Origin of the sequence: Flavitalea sp., assembly GCF_035489435.1 — a bacterium.
Classification (GTDB): domain Bacteria; phylum Bacteroidota; class Bacteroidia; order Chitinophagales; family Chitinophagaceae; genus DATHKG01.
In genome coordinates this window covers 21,862-36,734 of sequence record NZ_DATHKG010000088.1, presented here as the reverse complement: position 1 = coordinate 36,734, position 14,873 = coordinate 21,862, and the positions used below count along the sequence as shown (strand labels likewise).

The 14,873-nt window shown below is 42.0% G+C and carries 15 protein-coding genes; 4 read left to right on the top strand and 11 right to left on the bottom strand.

Annotation, left to right across the window (positions count from 1 at the left end; genetic code table 11):
* Nucleotides 1–2: 2 nt before the first annotated feature.
* From VK664_RS13235 to VK664_RS13210, 6 genes are all read right to left on the bottom strand, one after another.
* Entirely contained in the window at nt 3–386 is a 384-nt protein-coding gene (locus VK664_RS13235; RefSeq protein ID WP_461399145.1) for a VOC family protein, read from the bottom strand.
* A 214-nt stretch (nt 387–600) separates the two neighbouring features.
* Nucleotides 601–1,194: a hypothetical protein gene (locus tag VK664_RS13230; RefSeq protein WP_461399144.1), complete on the bottom strand. Its 594-nt coding sequence runs from the start codon at nt 1,192–1,194 to the stop codon at nt 601–603.
* Nucleotides 1,195–1,199: 5 nt separating this feature from the next.
* A complete protein-coding gene (locus VK664_RS13225) occupies nt 1,200–1,691 on the bottom strand; it encodes an RNA polymerase sigma factor (protein ID WP_461399143.1) in 492 nt (163 codons plus the stop codon).
* A gap of 127 nt (nt 1,692–1,818) precedes the next feature.
* Complete coding sequence (locus VK664_RS13220) at nt 1,819–2,679, bottom strand: hypothetical protein (RefSeq protein ID WP_461399142.1); 861 nt, start codon at nt 2,677–2,679, stop codon at nt 1,819–1,821.
* A gap of 167 nt (nt 2,680–2,846) precedes the next feature.
* Nucleotides 2,847–3,221, bottom strand: coding sequence for a hypothetical protein (locus tag VK664_RS13215; protein WP_461399141.1), 375 nt, complete (start codon nt 3,219–3,221; stop codon nt 2,847–2,849).
* 86 nt (nt 3,222–3,307) lie between these two features.
* Complete coding sequence (locus VK664_RS13210) at nt 3,308–5,704, bottom strand: ATP-dependent helicase (RefSeq protein WP_461399140.1); 2,397 nt, start codon at nt 5,702–5,704, stop codon at nt 3,308–3,310.
* 88 nt (nt 5,705–5,792) lie between these two features.
* Here VK664_RS13210 and VK664_RS13205 point away from each other — a divergent pair, with 88 nt between their 5' ends.
* Nucleotides 5,793–6,539, top strand: a complete 747-nt coding sequence (locus tag VK664_RS13205) for a PI-PLC domain-containing protein (protein ID WP_461399139.1) — start codon at nt 5,793–5,795, stop codon at nt 6,537–6,539.
* A gap of 29 nt (nt 6,540–6,568) precedes the next feature.
* Here VK664_RS13205 and VK664_RS13200 read toward each other — a convergent pair whose 3' ends face one another.
* From VK664_RS13200 to VK664_RS13185, 4 genes are all read right to left on the bottom strand, one after another.
* Entirely contained in the window at nt 6,569–6,781 is a 213-nt protein-coding gene (locus tag VK664_RS13200) for a hypothetical protein (protein WP_461399138.1), read from the bottom strand.
* A 92-nt stretch (nt 6,782–6,873) separates the two neighbouring features.
* Nucleotides 6,874–7,452 carry an META domain-containing protein gene (locus VK664_RS13195; protein WP_461399137.1) on the bottom strand — a complete coding sequence of 193 codons (579 nt, stop codon included), beginning with the start codon at nt 7,450–7,452 and terminating at the stop codon, nt 6,874–6,876.
* Nucleotides 7,453–7,690: 238 nt separating this feature from the next.
* Complete coding sequence (locus VK664_RS13190) at nt 7,691–10,060, bottom strand: ATP-binding protein (RefSeq protein ID WP_461399136.1); 2,370 nt, start codon at nt 10,058–10,060, stop codon at nt 7,691–7,693.
* A gap of 184 nt (nt 10,061–10,244) precedes the next feature.
* Nucleotides 10,245–10,400 (bottom strand): hypothetical protein, encoded by a 156-nt coding sequence (locus tag VK664_RS13185; protein WP_461399135.1) that lies wholly within the window; start codon nt 10,398–10,400, stop codon nt 10,245–10,247.
* 228 nt (nt 10,401–10,628) lie between these two features.
* On the opposite strand from VK664_RS13185, the gene VK664_RS13180 reads away from it, so the two are divergent.
* The gene (locus VK664_RS13180; protein ID WP_461399134.1) at nt 10,629–10,820 is read left to right on the top strand and encodes a hypothetical protein; all 192 of its coding nucleotides are present in this window, start codon (nt 10,629–10,631) and stop codon (nt 10,818–10,820) included.
* 67 nt (nt 10,821–10,887) lie between these two features.
* Here the strand turns inward: VK664_RS13180 and VK664_RS13175 are convergent, their stop codons facing one another.
* The gene (locus VK664_RS13175) at nt 10,888–11,754 is read right to left on the bottom strand and encodes an OmpA/MotB family protein (protein ID WP_461399133.1); all 867 of its coding nucleotides are present in this window, start codon (nt 11,752–11,754) and stop codon (nt 10,888–10,890) included.
* Nucleotides 11,755–12,010: 256 nt separating this feature from the next.
* Between VK664_RS13175 and VK664_RS13170 the strand changes: the two genes are divergently transcribed.
* Both VK664_RS13170 and recA read left to right on the top strand, forming a co-directional pair.
* Nucleotides 12,011–13,612 (top strand): M1 family metallopeptidase, encoded by a 1,602-nt coding sequence (locus tag VK664_RS13170; protein ID WP_461399132.1) that lies wholly within the window; start codon nt 12,011–12,013, stop codon nt 13,610–13,612.
* A 159-nt stretch (nt 13,613–13,771) separates the two neighbouring features.
* On the top strand, nt 13,772–14,770 hold the full coding sequence (recA, locus tag VK664_RS13165) for a recombinase RecA (protein ID WP_461399131.1): 999 nt from the start codon (nt 13,772–13,774) through the stop codon (nt 14,768–14,770).
* The last annotated feature ends 103 nt before the right edge of the window (nt 14,771–14,873 follow it).

Sequence of the window (14,873 nt, the reverse complement as noted above, 5' to 3'; positions counted from 1 at the left end):
ATTCATGACATTGAATGTAAAGACAATTGATTGCCCTCTGTATCTACGAAAATAGCGAAGTATCCTAACTCCGCAGTTATTTGTGATTTAGGCAACACAATTTTTCCACCTGCTGGTTCTACACGGTTAAGTACTGTGTTAAGGTCAGTACCACCATTCAGATAAACCCTGGGTCCTGTTTTTGAAGGTTCATATCCTTCCCCTTTTACAATGGCTCCGCCGATCCCACGGCTTTGCATGTCATACAATAAAAATCCCATGCGTTTGTTATCCATAGTGGATTCGGGCATTTGATAATCAAAAATCCGGCTGAAAAAAGTTTTTGCCCTGTCGAAGTCGGTGACTGGAATTTCAACCCAGTTGATCGCATGTGTTGGCATTTCCATGATGGTTTGTTTTAGTGGGTTACTAAAGTTAAATATTTGCAATGAATCCGCCTGCCTCAAATTCTACCTGGCGTGGGCAAAAACCCAGTCTGAAATTTCCTTTAGTGCAACCGGAGAAATGGTTGTGGTAAGTGCTACAACCAATTGATAGATTATTTCGTTCACCTTTCGTCTGACACGAGTAATAGTAAATGGAAAATGAATGGAGAAGAATTTAACCTGCTGCCAGTTCGCCTTGTTTATCGTTTTCTAACATGTCGCGCAGTATTTCAAGTTCGAGTTTTCTTGTTTTATAAATATTGTGCTCCCAGCCTGCGGCATAGTTCGCAAGGATCAGAAATACAGATGTACCTACAGCTAACCAAATTGATTTCCCGCTTTCCATAACACTCAAAACCATGAATAATGAGATCGGCAGAATGTTCCACCGCATTAATCGCGAGAATTTTACCTGGTAATTTGCCACGGAAACTGCATGAAAAAGATCGCCACGTATTGACCTGTCAAAAAGATTATCGTTTTTAATTCTTCGACTGCGGCTTACTAATGTATAAACGGCAACGCTAAACATCCACGCAGATAGCAGGTACATGGAAATGTTTGGGTTTTCTTTGAGGATATTTATTCCGAGGATAAAAGCGCCGGTAGCAAAATTCACTAAGATGGTCAGGAATTCGCTGATATTACTGATATGCCGGCCCTTGTTTTTCTTTGATATAATTCGGTTGTGCAACGCGTTTTCGTCTATGGCGTAGAGGGGCTTATCGTTTTGTGAGTCCCATACTTTTTGTAATTCGTCAAATTCCATGGTACTTAAATTTTTTTTGATTTTGTAATAAGTTGCTTTTTTATCCTGTTTATCTTTACGCCAACATTCGATTCACTAATACCCAAAATGATGGCCATTTCTTTATAGCTAAAACTGTCGAGAAGGAGTAAGGTTAATGATCGGTCAATAGCATCGAGCTTGTGAATCTCTTCATAGAGCCATATCAGCCGTTCATCAGGTTCAGTACGGGATTCCTGCAAAACATGCCGGACGCTTTCAATCGCCTCTGTCGGATTTCGTTTTTTCCTCGTTGTCCATTTTATAGCAGTATTAAGTCCAATCCGGTAAATCCAGGTTGTTACGGATGACTCTTGCCTGAATGAGGGGACTGAATGCCAGATCTGGATCGTAATCTCCTGGAATAGATCGTCCTGGTCCAGCGAAATATCCGCATATGCCCGGACTACTTTAAAGATCAGCCCTTTATACTGGGTTAACCAGCTTTCAAAAATTTGACTCTGATCTTTTTCTGTCACGCATCTTTATTTAATCAATTAGTACCGTTAAGATGATGACTTCTTACAAGAATGAAAAAAATAGTATTATTTCGGGGCCAGGAACTCCTGACTAAAGGTAAAATGAAAAACAATATGTTGTTGGCTGTTATTTATCCGTTGACTTTCTCTTCCTGCGAGGCTTACTGTCTTTGTCAGTTTTTTCTATTGTCCCCATAGGCACCACGACTAACTCATCGGTAAGGCAATTCCAGACATTTAAGTATTCCTTCGAAACAACATTATGCTGCTTCCATTTCGCAGCCTTCTCATAAAGCATCAGTGTGCAGATATCAGTCGCCGTTATAAATTCTCCCGTCTCAGGTTGATGCGAGTGAATTGTTCCCTCAATCACCTTTCCGTCTTCTACTTTGCCACCATACTGCATTGGCATTATATTCTTATGAAGCTGCTTTGTACTTATTAATTTATTGTCGCTATCAAAAGTTAACAAGTAGTCGTTTCCAAAAATCACAACCCCGCTTTTTTGTGGCCCTGTCAAAACATAAACTTTCCTTTGATTATTGCTGATCAGGGGAATGAGATTTAGATTGGTATTGTTATAGGTCTTGAAAATTGTATCAATGTTGATAGTCGCCAACGCATTTTGCCTGATGAAATAAAGATCCATTTCAGTTTTCGTGAATTCTCTTTCATTCAGGTCTGTCCTGGCGGTTTTAACATTATATGTATTGTCAAATTCAACGGAGCCAATCACTTTGGGATTTGTTGCCTTTGAAAAGAAGATACAACTCGACTTGTTACTCTCTGTATATGAAAAATAACCGCCAATGTTGGTTTTATCCTTATACATCTCTAAAAAAACATCGGTTCCATACCAGGATGCCATTTCAGATTTGTAAAGCTGCTTTCCTTCTATGACAATTGGCTGTGCACGCTCTGTCGGATTATCTTGTGCTGGAAGACTAATGCTATAAAGTAACATTAAAATTGTAGTGATTTTATTCATAAGGAGAGATGGCTTTTGGCGTTGATACCTAAAAGATTTGAAAGTCAAAACACTGTTTTTGCAGTAGCAGGAACTGGCTTCGTCCTTCACTAATGTAGAGTACAATTCTGGATTTTCATAATCTATCGACTGAAGTTTTTGGAAAGGCCAAGTCTTGAGAGAGGATGCTACTTCTCCATAGCAACCTGAAACTCAAAATCGGAAACCTTAAGGCTGTCGAGCAACTTTAGAAAAATTGGTTGATCAAAAGGGCCCTTTACGATATCTTTATCGTTTAAGTATTGGTTGTCCTTTGATTTATCTAAAAAGTAGTAATGGCCGCCATTTGCTGCAAATATGTAATTATCCATCCATCCAATTTTCTCAACTGAATCCATCCTTCCAATCCCTGCGCCACCTTCAATATCATAATAAAGAGACCAGGACATTACTCCCTCAATCTTTGATAAAGAATATGGCCCAGGTATGTCCGTGGTCGGTGCAAGCATGTCACCGCAACTGAGAAGAAGAAGTCCCGCGATTGCAATGATGAGTATTTTCATGAAAGGTAATGCTTGCTTGCATGAGTAAAAAGCTGCTCTGTCAAATACCAGTTTTGATACAGTTAACGAAAAGTAATTCGAAAACATCACTGTATTATCCGCAGCTTCGCGTAATTCAACATGATTTTTTTCTCGCCATTCAGATCAAACTTAACAGTGGCTATTGGATTATGTGCCGAGCCTTCCATCTTCATTACTTCCCCAAAGCCAAATTTCTGATGCTCTACTTTCTGACCTTCCTGTAAATTAGTTGTATCACTGGCAACAAAATCCGGACTGGGTTTATGATCAATAACACGGGCCGGAGATTTAGGAACTATATAGCTGGGAGTCTGCGGTTTTTTAGCAGGTGGCGGACCATACTGACGTTCAGCATCACCCGCATTTCCAAAACCGCCGCGACCGGCACCGCCAAAACTGCTTCCGCCTTCCGAACCACCTCCACCGCGCATGCGGTCAAATGCCGAACCACCACTCCAGCTGCTGAATCCATTGCCCTGGTTACGTGCCCCACCACCGGCAAAACTGCGGTCCAGCATCTCTTCCGGAATCTCTGCAATAAACCTGCTTGGCTCGTTCTGGACCAAAGAACCAAAACGATAACGGCTATTGGCATAGGTCACCCACAACTTCGCCTTGGCTCTTGTTACAACAACATAAAACAAACGACGCTCTTCTTCCAGTTCCTCACGGGTATTGATAGACATTGAATTCGGAAATAACATCTCTTCCAGTCCCGCAGCAAAAACACAACTAAACTCAAGTCCCTTGGCAGCATGAATCGTCATTAGTTTCACATTATCCGCATTGGGATCTTTTTCATCTGCATCAGTGAGCAAAGTAATCTGCTGCAGATATGCACCCAGGCTTTTATCCCCCACCTCACCATCATCGTTAGCCGGGCTTTCGGTCCATTCTTTAATACTGTTCAGTAATTCCTGGATGTTCTCATATCGGGCCATCCCTTCTGTACTCTTATCATTAAAAAGTTCTTTTACAATATTTGTTTGTTTGCCAACATGCACTGCCACATCATAGGCATTTTTTGTTTCCAGCATGCTCGCAAAACTCCGGATCATCAATACAAAGTTTTCGATAGATTCAAGTGTTCCGCCTTTATAACCAACTTCTTTGGCTTGCTCCAGTACATTCCAGAATGACACGTTATGTGTGTTGGCAAATAAAATCGCTTTATCAACTGATGTTTTCCCTATTCCTCTTGCAGGAAAATTAATGATCCGCTTCAAAGCTTCTTCATCACGTGAATTCACAATGATTCTCAGGTAGGCCACAAAGTCCTTGATCTCTTTGCGCTGATAAAAGCTCAATCCGCCATAAATCATATAAGGAATGTTCATCCGGCGCAGGCTTTCTTCAAATGCGCGGCTCTGCGCATTGGTGCGATAAAGTATTGCAAAGTCTTTGTTGTTATAATGATTGCGCAGCTTTTGCTCCTGTATGCTGTCGGCTACAAATTTGCCTTCATCATTATCAGTCATTGTACGCACCAGCTTTATCTTTTCACCCTCCGCATTTTCTGTCCAAAGATCCTTTGGAATCTGACCCTTATTATGTTTGATGATTTCATTGGCCGCAAGAATTATCGCCTGTGTGCTGCGGTAATTCTGTTCAAGCTTTACCAGCTTCACATCATCATAATCTTTTTGAAACTGCAGGATGTTCTGGATAGTTGCACCCCTGAATGAATAAATACTTTGCGCATCATCTCCAACCACGCAAACATTTTCATGCATAGCACCCAGTAATTTAATGACCTCATACTGGGCTGGATTTGTATCCTGGTACTCATCTATCAGGATATATTTAAACTTGTGTTGATATTTGTGCAGGCTTTCGGGAAAGTTCTTAAGTAACTCATACATTTTCAGCAACAGATCGTCAAAATCCATTGCACCGTTCTTAAAACATCTTTTGGTATAAGCATCATAGATCTGCGCGATGGCAGGTCGGTTAGAGCGTGTATCCTCTTGTTGGATATAATAATCGGTAGCATATTCTGCCGGCGAAACCAGTGCGTTTTTAGCACTTGAAATCCGGTTGTATACCGTATTTGGCTTATAATGTTTATCGTCCAGGTTCAACTCGTTTACCACCGCTTTTACTACTGACTTGGCATCATCGGTATCGTAAATAGTAAAACTGTTGGGATACCCAAGCCGATGTGCTTCGGACCTGAGAATCCTGGCAAACACACTATGAAAAGTTCCAATATATAGGTTACGGGCCTCGTTATTGCCAAGTGTCTTTTCAATCCGCTCCTTCATTTCTTTAGCGGCCTTGTTGGTAAAGGTCAAAGCCAGGATATTGAAAGCATCAACCCCGTTAGCCATCAGGTGCGCAATACGGGTTGTAAGAACCTTCGTTTTTCCGCTGCCTGCACCGGCAATAATCATGATTGGTCCATCCCGGTGTAACACTGCTTCCTTCTGCCGCTCATTCAATTCACTTAAATAATCTCGCATAGCTGCAATTTACGAAGACACCCGATTATATAAATTTTTATGATTAAAGCTTGAGCGAAAACAAAGATTTTTTACGCAATTTTGAGAGATGAAATTCTTTTTATTTACCGCATTTCTACTAGTAATCAATCAGCTGCACGCCCAGGTACTGATTCACGCTCATAATGATTACGAAAAACCGGAGCCGCTTTTTAATGCAATCCGCGAAAAGGCTTTCGCCATAGAGGCAGACGTTTACCTGGTTAACGGGCAACTCGCAGTTGCGCACGACCGGAAAGACATAGACAGCGCAAGGACCTTAACTTCTTTGTATCTGAAACCTATCGATTCAATGATGAGGGCGCATAAAGGTTTCGTAACCGCAGACAAAGATTATCAACCGGTGCTGGTTGTAGACATCAAAGCAGATGGAGAAAAGGTGCTGGCGGAATTGGTCAGGCTTATCATTGCATATCCACGGATATTTGACGGCAGTGCGCATCAAAAACCATTATACATACTCGTAAGCGGGGACCGTGGTCCGATTGCAAAATGGAAGGAATATCCGGCGTCTGTCCGGTTTGATGGAAGGCCAACCGAACTATATGATACTGCTGCGCTAAGCAAAGTGGTCACTGTCAGTGAAAGTTATGGAAAGTACTATCGGGATAATAAACTCAATAAGGATTCTTTGATTGCGATGATAGGGCGGGCACATTCACAGAAGAAACTTGTCAGGTTATGGGGTGCACCAGATTTCCCCGCTACCTGGACAGCATTTCAGAGCCTCGGTATCGATATTATAAACACCGACAAGGTTACAGAGTGCAGGCGGATTTTATCAGCAAAAAAATAGCTGTTACATTCCAGATTAATGACCGGGCTTTAATGCCTGGTACTATCACCAGTGGAAGTAGAAGGCTGACGCTCATATGAAGCTGTATCCTTAGATGTCGAAGACTCCGTACCTGTTCCAACCTGGGTCATGGTGTCTTTGTTGGTATCTGTACTGTCTTTGGACACTTCGCTGCCTTCTCCCGCCTCGGTGCATGCATAAAATAAAGAGATGCAAAATAATGCTGCTAATAATTTTTTCATTTTATCTGGCTTTTCTTAATAATTATTTGATCCGATTTTGTTGTTAGTTTCAGGCGGTTTGCAATTTAAGGCTGCGCGTCATCGGGCTATAATCAGGTGGTTTTAGTAGTCGGCTTTACGGGTTCGCGGGTCCACCGGGATAATTCCGTCTGATCACTCAATAAAACAAGCATGCCATTCTCAAAACGATATCCATTTGCTTTCGGCAAATTCTTTAAAAAGGCATCTTCATTATATCCCGGGCAAGCCATTTTTGTAGTAATTATTTGTTCATCAATCTTTAACGTGCTATCTGTAAAGCTGAACTTCCCACGCATGTTATTACATCCTGTGCTACCGCTAAAATTCTTTGAGTTTTCATCGAAGTTTAGAGTAGGAATTTTGCCGGCGGCAGTGTCGGATGGCAAAACCGCCACCAGGAACCAGGTACCACCAAGCTTCCCGGTATCTGCCGAAGCCGGTGTCTGAGCTCTCGCCACCCCGGACTGGCCAGCGCTGTCTGAGCCTTCACTCTGATTCGAACTATCAGAACGCCCGGGCAGATTATTGGAACTGGCTTGTCCGCATCCAACCATCCAGGTGCAGCCGGCTATTAACGTTAATATCAAAAGAAAAAAGGAATTATATTTCTTTTTCATCCTGTGAGTGGCATCTTTAGGCAGGCTTCTCATATAATGAGTTTTAAATTATGACTTCAATTTTTGAAGCCCGGCCATTTCTGATCAACTGCACCAGGCTCCAATAATTACTATCACAATTCCGGCCAAGCTAATTTGGCAATAGATTTATTCATTTATGCGGAATCTGTCCGGCACTCCCGCCTGTCAATAAAACAAAGAAGAATAGTTATTCGAAACTTCGCCGACCTTTCTTTATCCTGATGGAAATAAAAAGACGCTTGTCCGATTTTTAAATGGCCTGGTTTAGGGAAGAATTTGAAAGATGGAGCATAATGACCCTGTGAAGTTCGTCGGGATTGAATGGCTTCACCATAATATCTGACAGACCGGCCTGGTTAACCTCATACTGTACTTCGTAGGGAAGGCTTGCGGTGAGGGCAATGATAGGGACGGTTTCACCCTGTTTACGTAATAAGCGTGTTGCCTGGTAGCCATCAAGCACTGGCATGTCCAGGTCCATGAGAATTAACCGGTGCCGCTCCCTATCGAATTTGTCGATTGCTTCCTGGCCGTTAGTCGCCACATCAATTTTAGCACCGCTTCTTTCCAGGAAGGTCTGGGCCACCAGCACATTCATAGGATTATCTTCAACCAATAATATGTCAACGCCTTTTAGCGGTTTTTGCTCTTCCACAAATTTTACCTGTTCTTTCTGTTCTGACAGTTTTTCCTGGCTCAACGGGAATTTTTGAGTGAAAGAAAACGTTGATCCTTTACCGGTTTCACTGTCTATCATCAGGGTCGTGCCCTGTAGCTGAAGAATCTTCTGACTGATTGATAAACCGAGGCCTGTCCCTCCGTAACGGCGCGATGTGGAAGAGTCGGCCTGTGTAAATCTTTCGAAGATCAATTCTTTTTTATCTGAAGGTATACCGATGCCGGTATCGATGACCGCGAACCGCATCACTGCGAATCCTGGTTCAAGGCTTTCTATTTTTACCGATAGTGTTACCGAACCTTCCGAAGTAAACTTCAACCCATTATGAACAAGATTATTTAGTACCTGGGCTGTGCGGGTCGGATCACCAATTACATAGGATGTTATGCGGGGATCGAGATCCAGCACCAATTGCAGCCGCTTCTCATCGGCAAGTGTTTTCAATCCCGCCAGGATGTTTTTACTTATAGCTGGTACATCCATCCTTATCTGTTCGAAATGAATTTTTCCGGCTTCTATCTTGTTATAGTCAAGAATATTGTTAACGATAGACAACAGGTTGTTGGCAGAAAACAGCAATACTTCGAAGCTTTCCTGCTGATCTTTTCTGGGGTTATTTCGTTGAAGAAGATGAGCCATTCCGATCACTGAATTAAGTGGTGTGCGGATTTCATGTGACATGGTTGAGAGGAACTCCGACTTAACACGAAGGCCTTCCCGGGCCTGGTCGGCAGCATCTTTAAGCCTGACCGAAAAACGATGCGAAAGTACCAGCGACTGTAAAAAGAAAAACGCCACATACAAGGCAAACGTGAGACCCTTGATCGGGATGATGATATTAAAATACTGGAGGTTAGTAAGTAAAAAAATAAGAAGCATAACCCCACTGCTTAACAGAGCATAACCTGAACCAATTCTTTTATTGCGCATTGCCTGGGCATAGACGGTGAAAGCATAGGCCGTGAACAGGAACATTACAATAAGGAAATAAGACATCAGGCCGGTAAATATCACCGGTGCTGTAACCAGAATGATTAAACAATAGATACCGCAGAGAGCAAACAAAGAATTAATAACTTTTTTATTTACGTCTTCCGGGTAAAGGAGCGAGGTGTATTTTCCGAAAAGCGCCACACCTGTAACCAGGGTCAGGTATTCAAGATGAACGGTAAGCGACCACGGTAAGCTGGGAAGAATTCCATGTAATACATAATCGCCGGTGCCAATCATCCGGTAGCTATATATCATGCAGAAAAGGGAGAAAAACAGGATTGGCCTATCCTTGGTACCGAAAATGTATAGTCCAAGGAAAAACAATCCACCCATAAACAGGCAGCCGGCAAGCGAAAGATCCAGGGCGTGGGACCTGTTCCGATCGAGGTACATTTCATTTCGTTCACCAATAAGGATATCTTCAGACATCCCCCCTTTTGAATGCCAGAAATTAGCCAGCTGTATTACAAGCAGAATGGTATCACCTGAAGGGGCATTTATCGTTCTGGTTTCCCAGAAAGGTATTGATTTGCTCCTGGTAGTTGCAGGAACTCCGTTTGAGCTAATCAGTGTATTGTTTCCGTAAAGATTGCTGGAACAGTATGATTCCGACATCTCGAATGCCAGCCTCGGATGATCGGGGGATAAAAGTATTGTAAGTGCATAAGTGGCTATACCGTTTCCGGGGTCGCTGGGTCCCGCCTGTTTTGTCCAGAGTTTGGGAAACTCCGTGATTCGTGCATTATTAACTGGTATCTGATCCGGCTCTAGCAGCTGGTCAGGATAAAATTTCCATTCCCCCCTAAGCGAAAATGCCCCATCTCGGTAGTCCACTCCACGCAGATCAATAACGCCGTTCCGCGCTTTTCTTTGCTCAACCAGGGACTGTGAAAATACTCCCGGCAAAGAAAGCGTGAGCAGCAAAAACACTATCAGGCACTGTTTCATATTCTATCGGATCTTGGCTGTCGTGTACACAGACCCAATAGAAACGTGCAAAACTCAAAAAAATGTTGGTCAGGGAAAGATTAATGTCTGGCAGGAACCCATTAAGTCTTTTAATCATAGGTAGTTACGGAAAAAAGGAAGCCGGCTGTTGACCGGCTTTGAAATATTGAATGTTACACTGATATTATTGGTTTTTGGTAGTGTCAACCTTTGCTGTATCCGGGGCAGCTTGGGTGGGATTACTGGTCGAATCTGATGGATTAGTGGTTGCAGGTGAAGGTGTATCACAAGCAATAAAACCAAGACAGGCGACCAGGGCCAGTAAAAATAAGTTCTTCATAAAATGATTTTTTAGTGTTTAAAAATGTATGAACCCTATCCTATTCAATTACTCTGCCACGCTTGGTACAGGCCCGAAAAATGGCGGGGTTTTTAACATTCTTACCTATAAAAACCTGCATAATGCAGTTCATTCTCAATAAAAATCAATTCATAACTGTAGTCATTTAATCTCATCAAAAAAACATCAACATTTGCATTATTAATTGAAACGAAAAATTTATACGTCATGTTTGGTCAATGGTTACTAGTTATCTGCAGTTTGCTCTTCGTGGGCAGTCCGGGTGCTTCAACCGGCGCTACAACCGGTAGCCAGGTTGAAGACGTTTGCGAGGTAAGCAAAATTGTTCAGGCAGATACACAGTATGGATGGCAGGTTTCGGGAAGTTCTATATCTGCCTACGATGTTCCTGCAAACTAAAATGGATGCTACCAGCGGTAACATCCATTTTTTATCATTCAGTTGCTAATATGCAAGCTACTGTTATTTACGACTTTCTTTCCAACAACTTAAAGAACTGATCCAGTTGAGGTAGAATCACAATCCTTGTTCTTCGGTTCGTAGCTCTTGTTTCTGCTGATTCATTTACTGTTATAGGCTTATATTCACCGCGTCCCGCTGCCGCCATTTTCGCCGGATCCAGGCCATATTGATTTTGCAAAATTCTAATTACAGAAGTTGCGCGTTTAACGCTAAGATCCCAGTTGTCTGTCAGTACACCCCTTGCAAATGGAATATTATCTGTGTGACCTTCCACCATAAATTCGATATCCGGCTGATTTTTTAACACAAGAGCAACTTTGCCCAAAACAGTTTTAGCCTGCTCAGTTACATCGTAGGATCCGCTTTTGAAAAGCAGTTTATCTGAAATATCTATGTAAACCACTCCTTTATCAACCTTCACATTTATATCCTGGTCATTAAGGTTACCAATAGCACCTTTAAGATTCATAACGAGAGCCATATTAAGAGAATCTTTTCTTGCCATGGCAGACTGCAGATCCTGGATGTAGACATCTTTTGCACCGATATTATCGAGCGACTTTTTTATACTTTCAGCCTGTGAGCTGGAAATAACTGAAAGATCCTGCAGCTGTTTCAAAGCCTGTGTATTGTTTTCTTTGAGGAATGAAATCTGCTTAGTCAGGTTATCAATCTCGCCCTGGAGGCTTGCTCTTTTACGCTCGTTTTCGGCAGTGAGGTCTGTACAATTCCTCAGATCGCCCTGAAGCTTATTTCTTTCTGTTTCAAGTAATACATAACGATCCTTTTCTGCCTGTAGTTTTTTCTTGCTTACACAGCTGAACAGGAACACAGACGAGATAAATAATACCAGGAGATGTTTGTATGTCATATCGGTTTGTTTTAGGTGGTTTGAGTTAATACGGCTCACTAACCATTTGTAAATTTGAGGTTGCCAAAGTTAAATTATTGAGTTTACACTCTCATTCAACATCTGAATATTTATTTTAATTTAAGTCGATTTTAATACTATCAATCTCCGTACCAAACAGGCATTATCACCGTAAAATCAAGCTGTACAAAGGTTTGCTAAGCTAAGGTAATGTAAGACAATGTTAAAATGACTTATCTTACAATAAATCATTTTGATGTTCAAAACGTTGTTTTTCTTAATAAGTACATTTTTTTCCTTTGGTCTTTATGCTCAGGTAACAGACTGGGTTTCCGGGGGCAAGTTAAAGCCCGAACAGGCTGTGATGGACATCAGGCACTATACCCTTAAGCTTAACGTTGATCCTTCCACGAAAACCATAAGTGGTTCTGCTGAGATCGACCTTATGCTGACCGAATCTACGCCAATACTACTTTTTGATTTTGTCAGTTTTTATAAGATCAGTGAGGTCACAATTAACGGAAAGAAGGTTCCTTATTCCTATGAATCTGACTTTATAACGATTAAGCCTGCCACTGCTTTGCCGGCAGGAAAAGTGAAGGTGACGGTTAAATACAGCGGTCAGCCCCCTGTTGCGAAACACGCTCCCTGGGACGGTGGATTTCAATGGTCAAAAGATTCAGGAGGCAACGACTGGATTGCGATCACCTGTCAAAGCGAGGGTGCAAAAATATATTTCCCATCAAAAGATCATCCTTCGGACGAGCCAAATGAAGGAGTGGATTTGTTTATCACAGTTCCGAAAGGCCTGGTGGCAGCAGGTCCTGGCCTGCTGCAGAAAACAACCCACGGAAAAACCACTTCAACATTCCACTGGAAAACGAACTATACAATCAATACTTATAGCATCGTATTTAACGTTGGCAAATACAAGGCCGTGACCCGTCCATATAAAACGATTGCAGGCAATACTGTTCCAATGATTTTTTATGTGCTGGAAGAACATGCTGACAAGGCACCGCATCACCTGGAAATCCTGGAGAAAATGACAAGGGTACTTGAAAAGTATTTTGGTGAGTATCCCTGGGTGAAGGAAAAGATCGGACTTGCGGAAACACCTCACCTGGGAATGGAGCATCAGACCCTGAATGCATATGGTAACCACTTCGGGTACACGAAGCTCGGAGGTGAAGATTTTGATTGGCTTATGGCGCATGAGTTTGGTCATGAATGGTGGGCAAATAAAGTGACAGGTAAAAATTATTCCGATATGTGGATACAGGAAGGCATTTGTACCTTCGGTGATCATTTACAGATAAGGGATAGGGAAGGAGAAGAAGCCTATCGCGCTAAAATGCGGGCAACCGGCCGGGCAACACAGAATTTGAAACCAGTAGTGCCTGGCAAAGATGCCAATTCAGTGGAAGTTTATCATGGCGACATCTATGGCAAGGGAGCATTCTTTATGCATACTATAAGGTACCTGATTGGCGATTCAATTTTTTTTCCAACACTCAGGACACTGGCGACATCACCCGATTATACTTATGATAAAATGCCTGATACGGATGATGTTGAGAAACTATTCAGTACTGCTTCCGGGAAAAATCTGAAACCTGTTTTCGATTTTTTCCTGCGGACCGTCAATAAACTTGAGATAGGTGTAAAACAGGTTTCTGACACAAGATTCAGTTTGCGATTGTTGAATTATAATGGATCACTTCCGGTAGAGGTTAAGACAGATAAGGGGATAATAAAATCAATGGTTAGTAAAGAAGGGGTTATCGTTGAGTCAGGAGTTATGCCACAGATCGATATTACCGGGTATTATATTAAGAAAGTAATTTTAGAATATTAGGCCCGGCCTCTATTTCCCCGTTATGCTAAATCTTTGAAACCGCAATGGGAAAAATCCCCAAAAATATTAGCTTTAAAAAACTAATATTTTTAGTGTTGATAAACTAATTTTAAGTAGATTTGTCATTCGGTAATTTTGAACTCTAAAACTCAACAAAACATGTCAAACGAAAAACTCAAAGCGCTGAAGCTTACGATGGATAAGATCGAGAAAGACTTCGGCAAAGGAAGTGTGATGATGATGAATGAAAAATCGATGGAGCCCATCGATGTTATTTCAACCGGTTCAATCGGTCTTGATTCAGCGCTTGGGATTGGCGGTTTTCCCAAAGGAAGGATAATCGAAATATACGGACCTGAGTCTTCCGGTAAAACTACCGTGGCAATCCATGTTATTGCAGAGGCCCAGAAAAAAGGTGGGATGTGTGCAATAATCGATGCTGAACATGCTTTTGACAGCGGTTACGCCCGCAAATTGGGAGTAGATGTTGATAACCTGCTGATTTCACAACCGGATTATGGTGAGCAGGGTCTTGAAATTGCCGATCGCCTGATACTTTCCGGTGCGCTGGATGTTGTAGTTATTGATTCAGTTGCGGCCCTGGTACCAAAAGGTGAACTTGAAGGCGAAATGGGTGATAGTAAAATGGGTTTACAAGCCAGGTTAATGAGCCAGGCTCTTAGAAAACTTACAGCTACTATCAGCAAAACAAACACGATCTGTATTTTCATTAACCAGCTTCGCGAAAAGATCGGTGTTATGTTCGGTAACCCCGAAACAACTACCGGTGGTAATGCGCTGAAGTTTTATGCCTCCATAAGGCTTGATATACGTCGCATGGCCCAGATCAAGGATGGTGATGAAGCGGTTGGTAACCGTGTTAAAGTGAAAGTGGTAAAAAACAAGGTTGCCCCACCATTCCGTGCTGCTGAGTTTGATATCGTTTTCGGAGAAGGAATTTCTAAAAATGGTGAGATCATAGACATGGGTGTTGAACTCGGAATCATACAGAAAAGCGGTAGTTGGTTTAGTTATAATACCGACAAACTTGGCCAGGGTAGAGAAACAGTAAAACAACTGATGCATGATAATCCTGAAATGGCTAATGAGATCGAAGGCAAGATCAGGGAAAAATTAAAGGAAATTCAGAACGCTTAACAAGTTTGTAGTTTTAGTTTTATATGGGTTAGTAAAGCTCACGGCTTCCTTTCAAGGAGGCCGTTTGTGTTTTATAACATAGCCGTGGAAGAAGGTTAACCAA

What these genes read in the sequence shown, in the direction of transcription:
- VK664_RS13200 (WP_461399138.1), bottom strand. Translation starts at nt 6,781, where the DNA reads ATGAAAAAATTATTAGCAGCATTATTTTGCATCTCTTTATTTTATGCA.
- VK664_RS13185 (WP_461399135.1), bottom strand. Translation starts at nt 10,400, where the DNA reads ATGAAGAACTTATTTTTACTGGCCCTGGTCGCCTGTCTTGGTTTTATT.
- VK664_RS13190 (WP_461399136.1), bottom strand. Translation starts at nt 10,060, where the DNA reads ATGAAACAGTGCCTGATAGTGTTTTTGCTGCTCACGCTTTCTTTGCCG.
- VK664_RS13230 (WP_461399144.1), bottom strand. Translation starts at nt 1,194, where the DNA reads ATGGAATTTGACGAATTACAAAAAGTATGGGACTCACAAAACGATAAG.
- VK664_RS13210 (WP_461399140.1), bottom strand. Translation starts at nt 5,704, where the DNA reads ATGCGAGATTATTTAAGTGAATTGAATGAGCGGCAGAAGGAAGCAGTG.
- VK664_RS13215 (WP_461399141.1), bottom strand. Translation starts at nt 3,221, where the DNA reads ATGAAAATACTCATCATTGCAATCGCGGGACTTCTTCTTCTCAGTTGC.
- VK664_RS13180 (WP_461399134.1), top strand. Translation starts at nt 10,629, where the DNA reads ATGTTTGGTCAATGGTTACTAGTTATCTGCAGTTTGCTCTTCGTGGGC.
- VK664_RS13195 (WP_461399137.1), bottom strand. Translation starts at nt 7,452, where the DNA reads ATGAGAAGCCTGCCTAAAGATGCCACTCACAGGATGAAAAAGAAATAT.
- VK664_RS13170 (WP_461399132.1), top strand. Translation starts at nt 12,011, where the DNA reads ATGTTCAAAACGTTGTTTTTCTTAATAAGTACATTTTTTTCCTTTGGT.
- VK664_RS13205 (WP_461399139.1), top strand. Translation starts at nt 5,793, where the DNA reads ATGAAATTCTTTTTATTTACCGCATTTCTACTAGTAATCAATCAGCTG.
- VK664_RS13220 (WP_461399142.1), bottom strand. Translation starts at nt 2,679, where the DNA reads ATGAATAAAATCACTACAATTTTAATGTTACTTTATAGCATTAGTCTT.
- VK664_RS13175 (WP_461399133.1), bottom strand. Translation starts at nt 11,754, where the DNA reads ATGACATACAAACATCTCCTGGTATTATTTATCTCGTCTGTGTTCCTG.
- VK664_RS13235 (WP_461399145.1), bottom strand. Translation starts at nt 386, where the DNA reads ATGGAAATGCCAACACATGCGATCAACTGGGTTGAAATTCCAGTCACC.
- recA (WP_461399131.1), top strand. Translation starts at nt 13,772, where the DNA reads ATGTCAAACGAAAAACTCAAAGCGCTGAAGCTTACGATGGATAAGATC.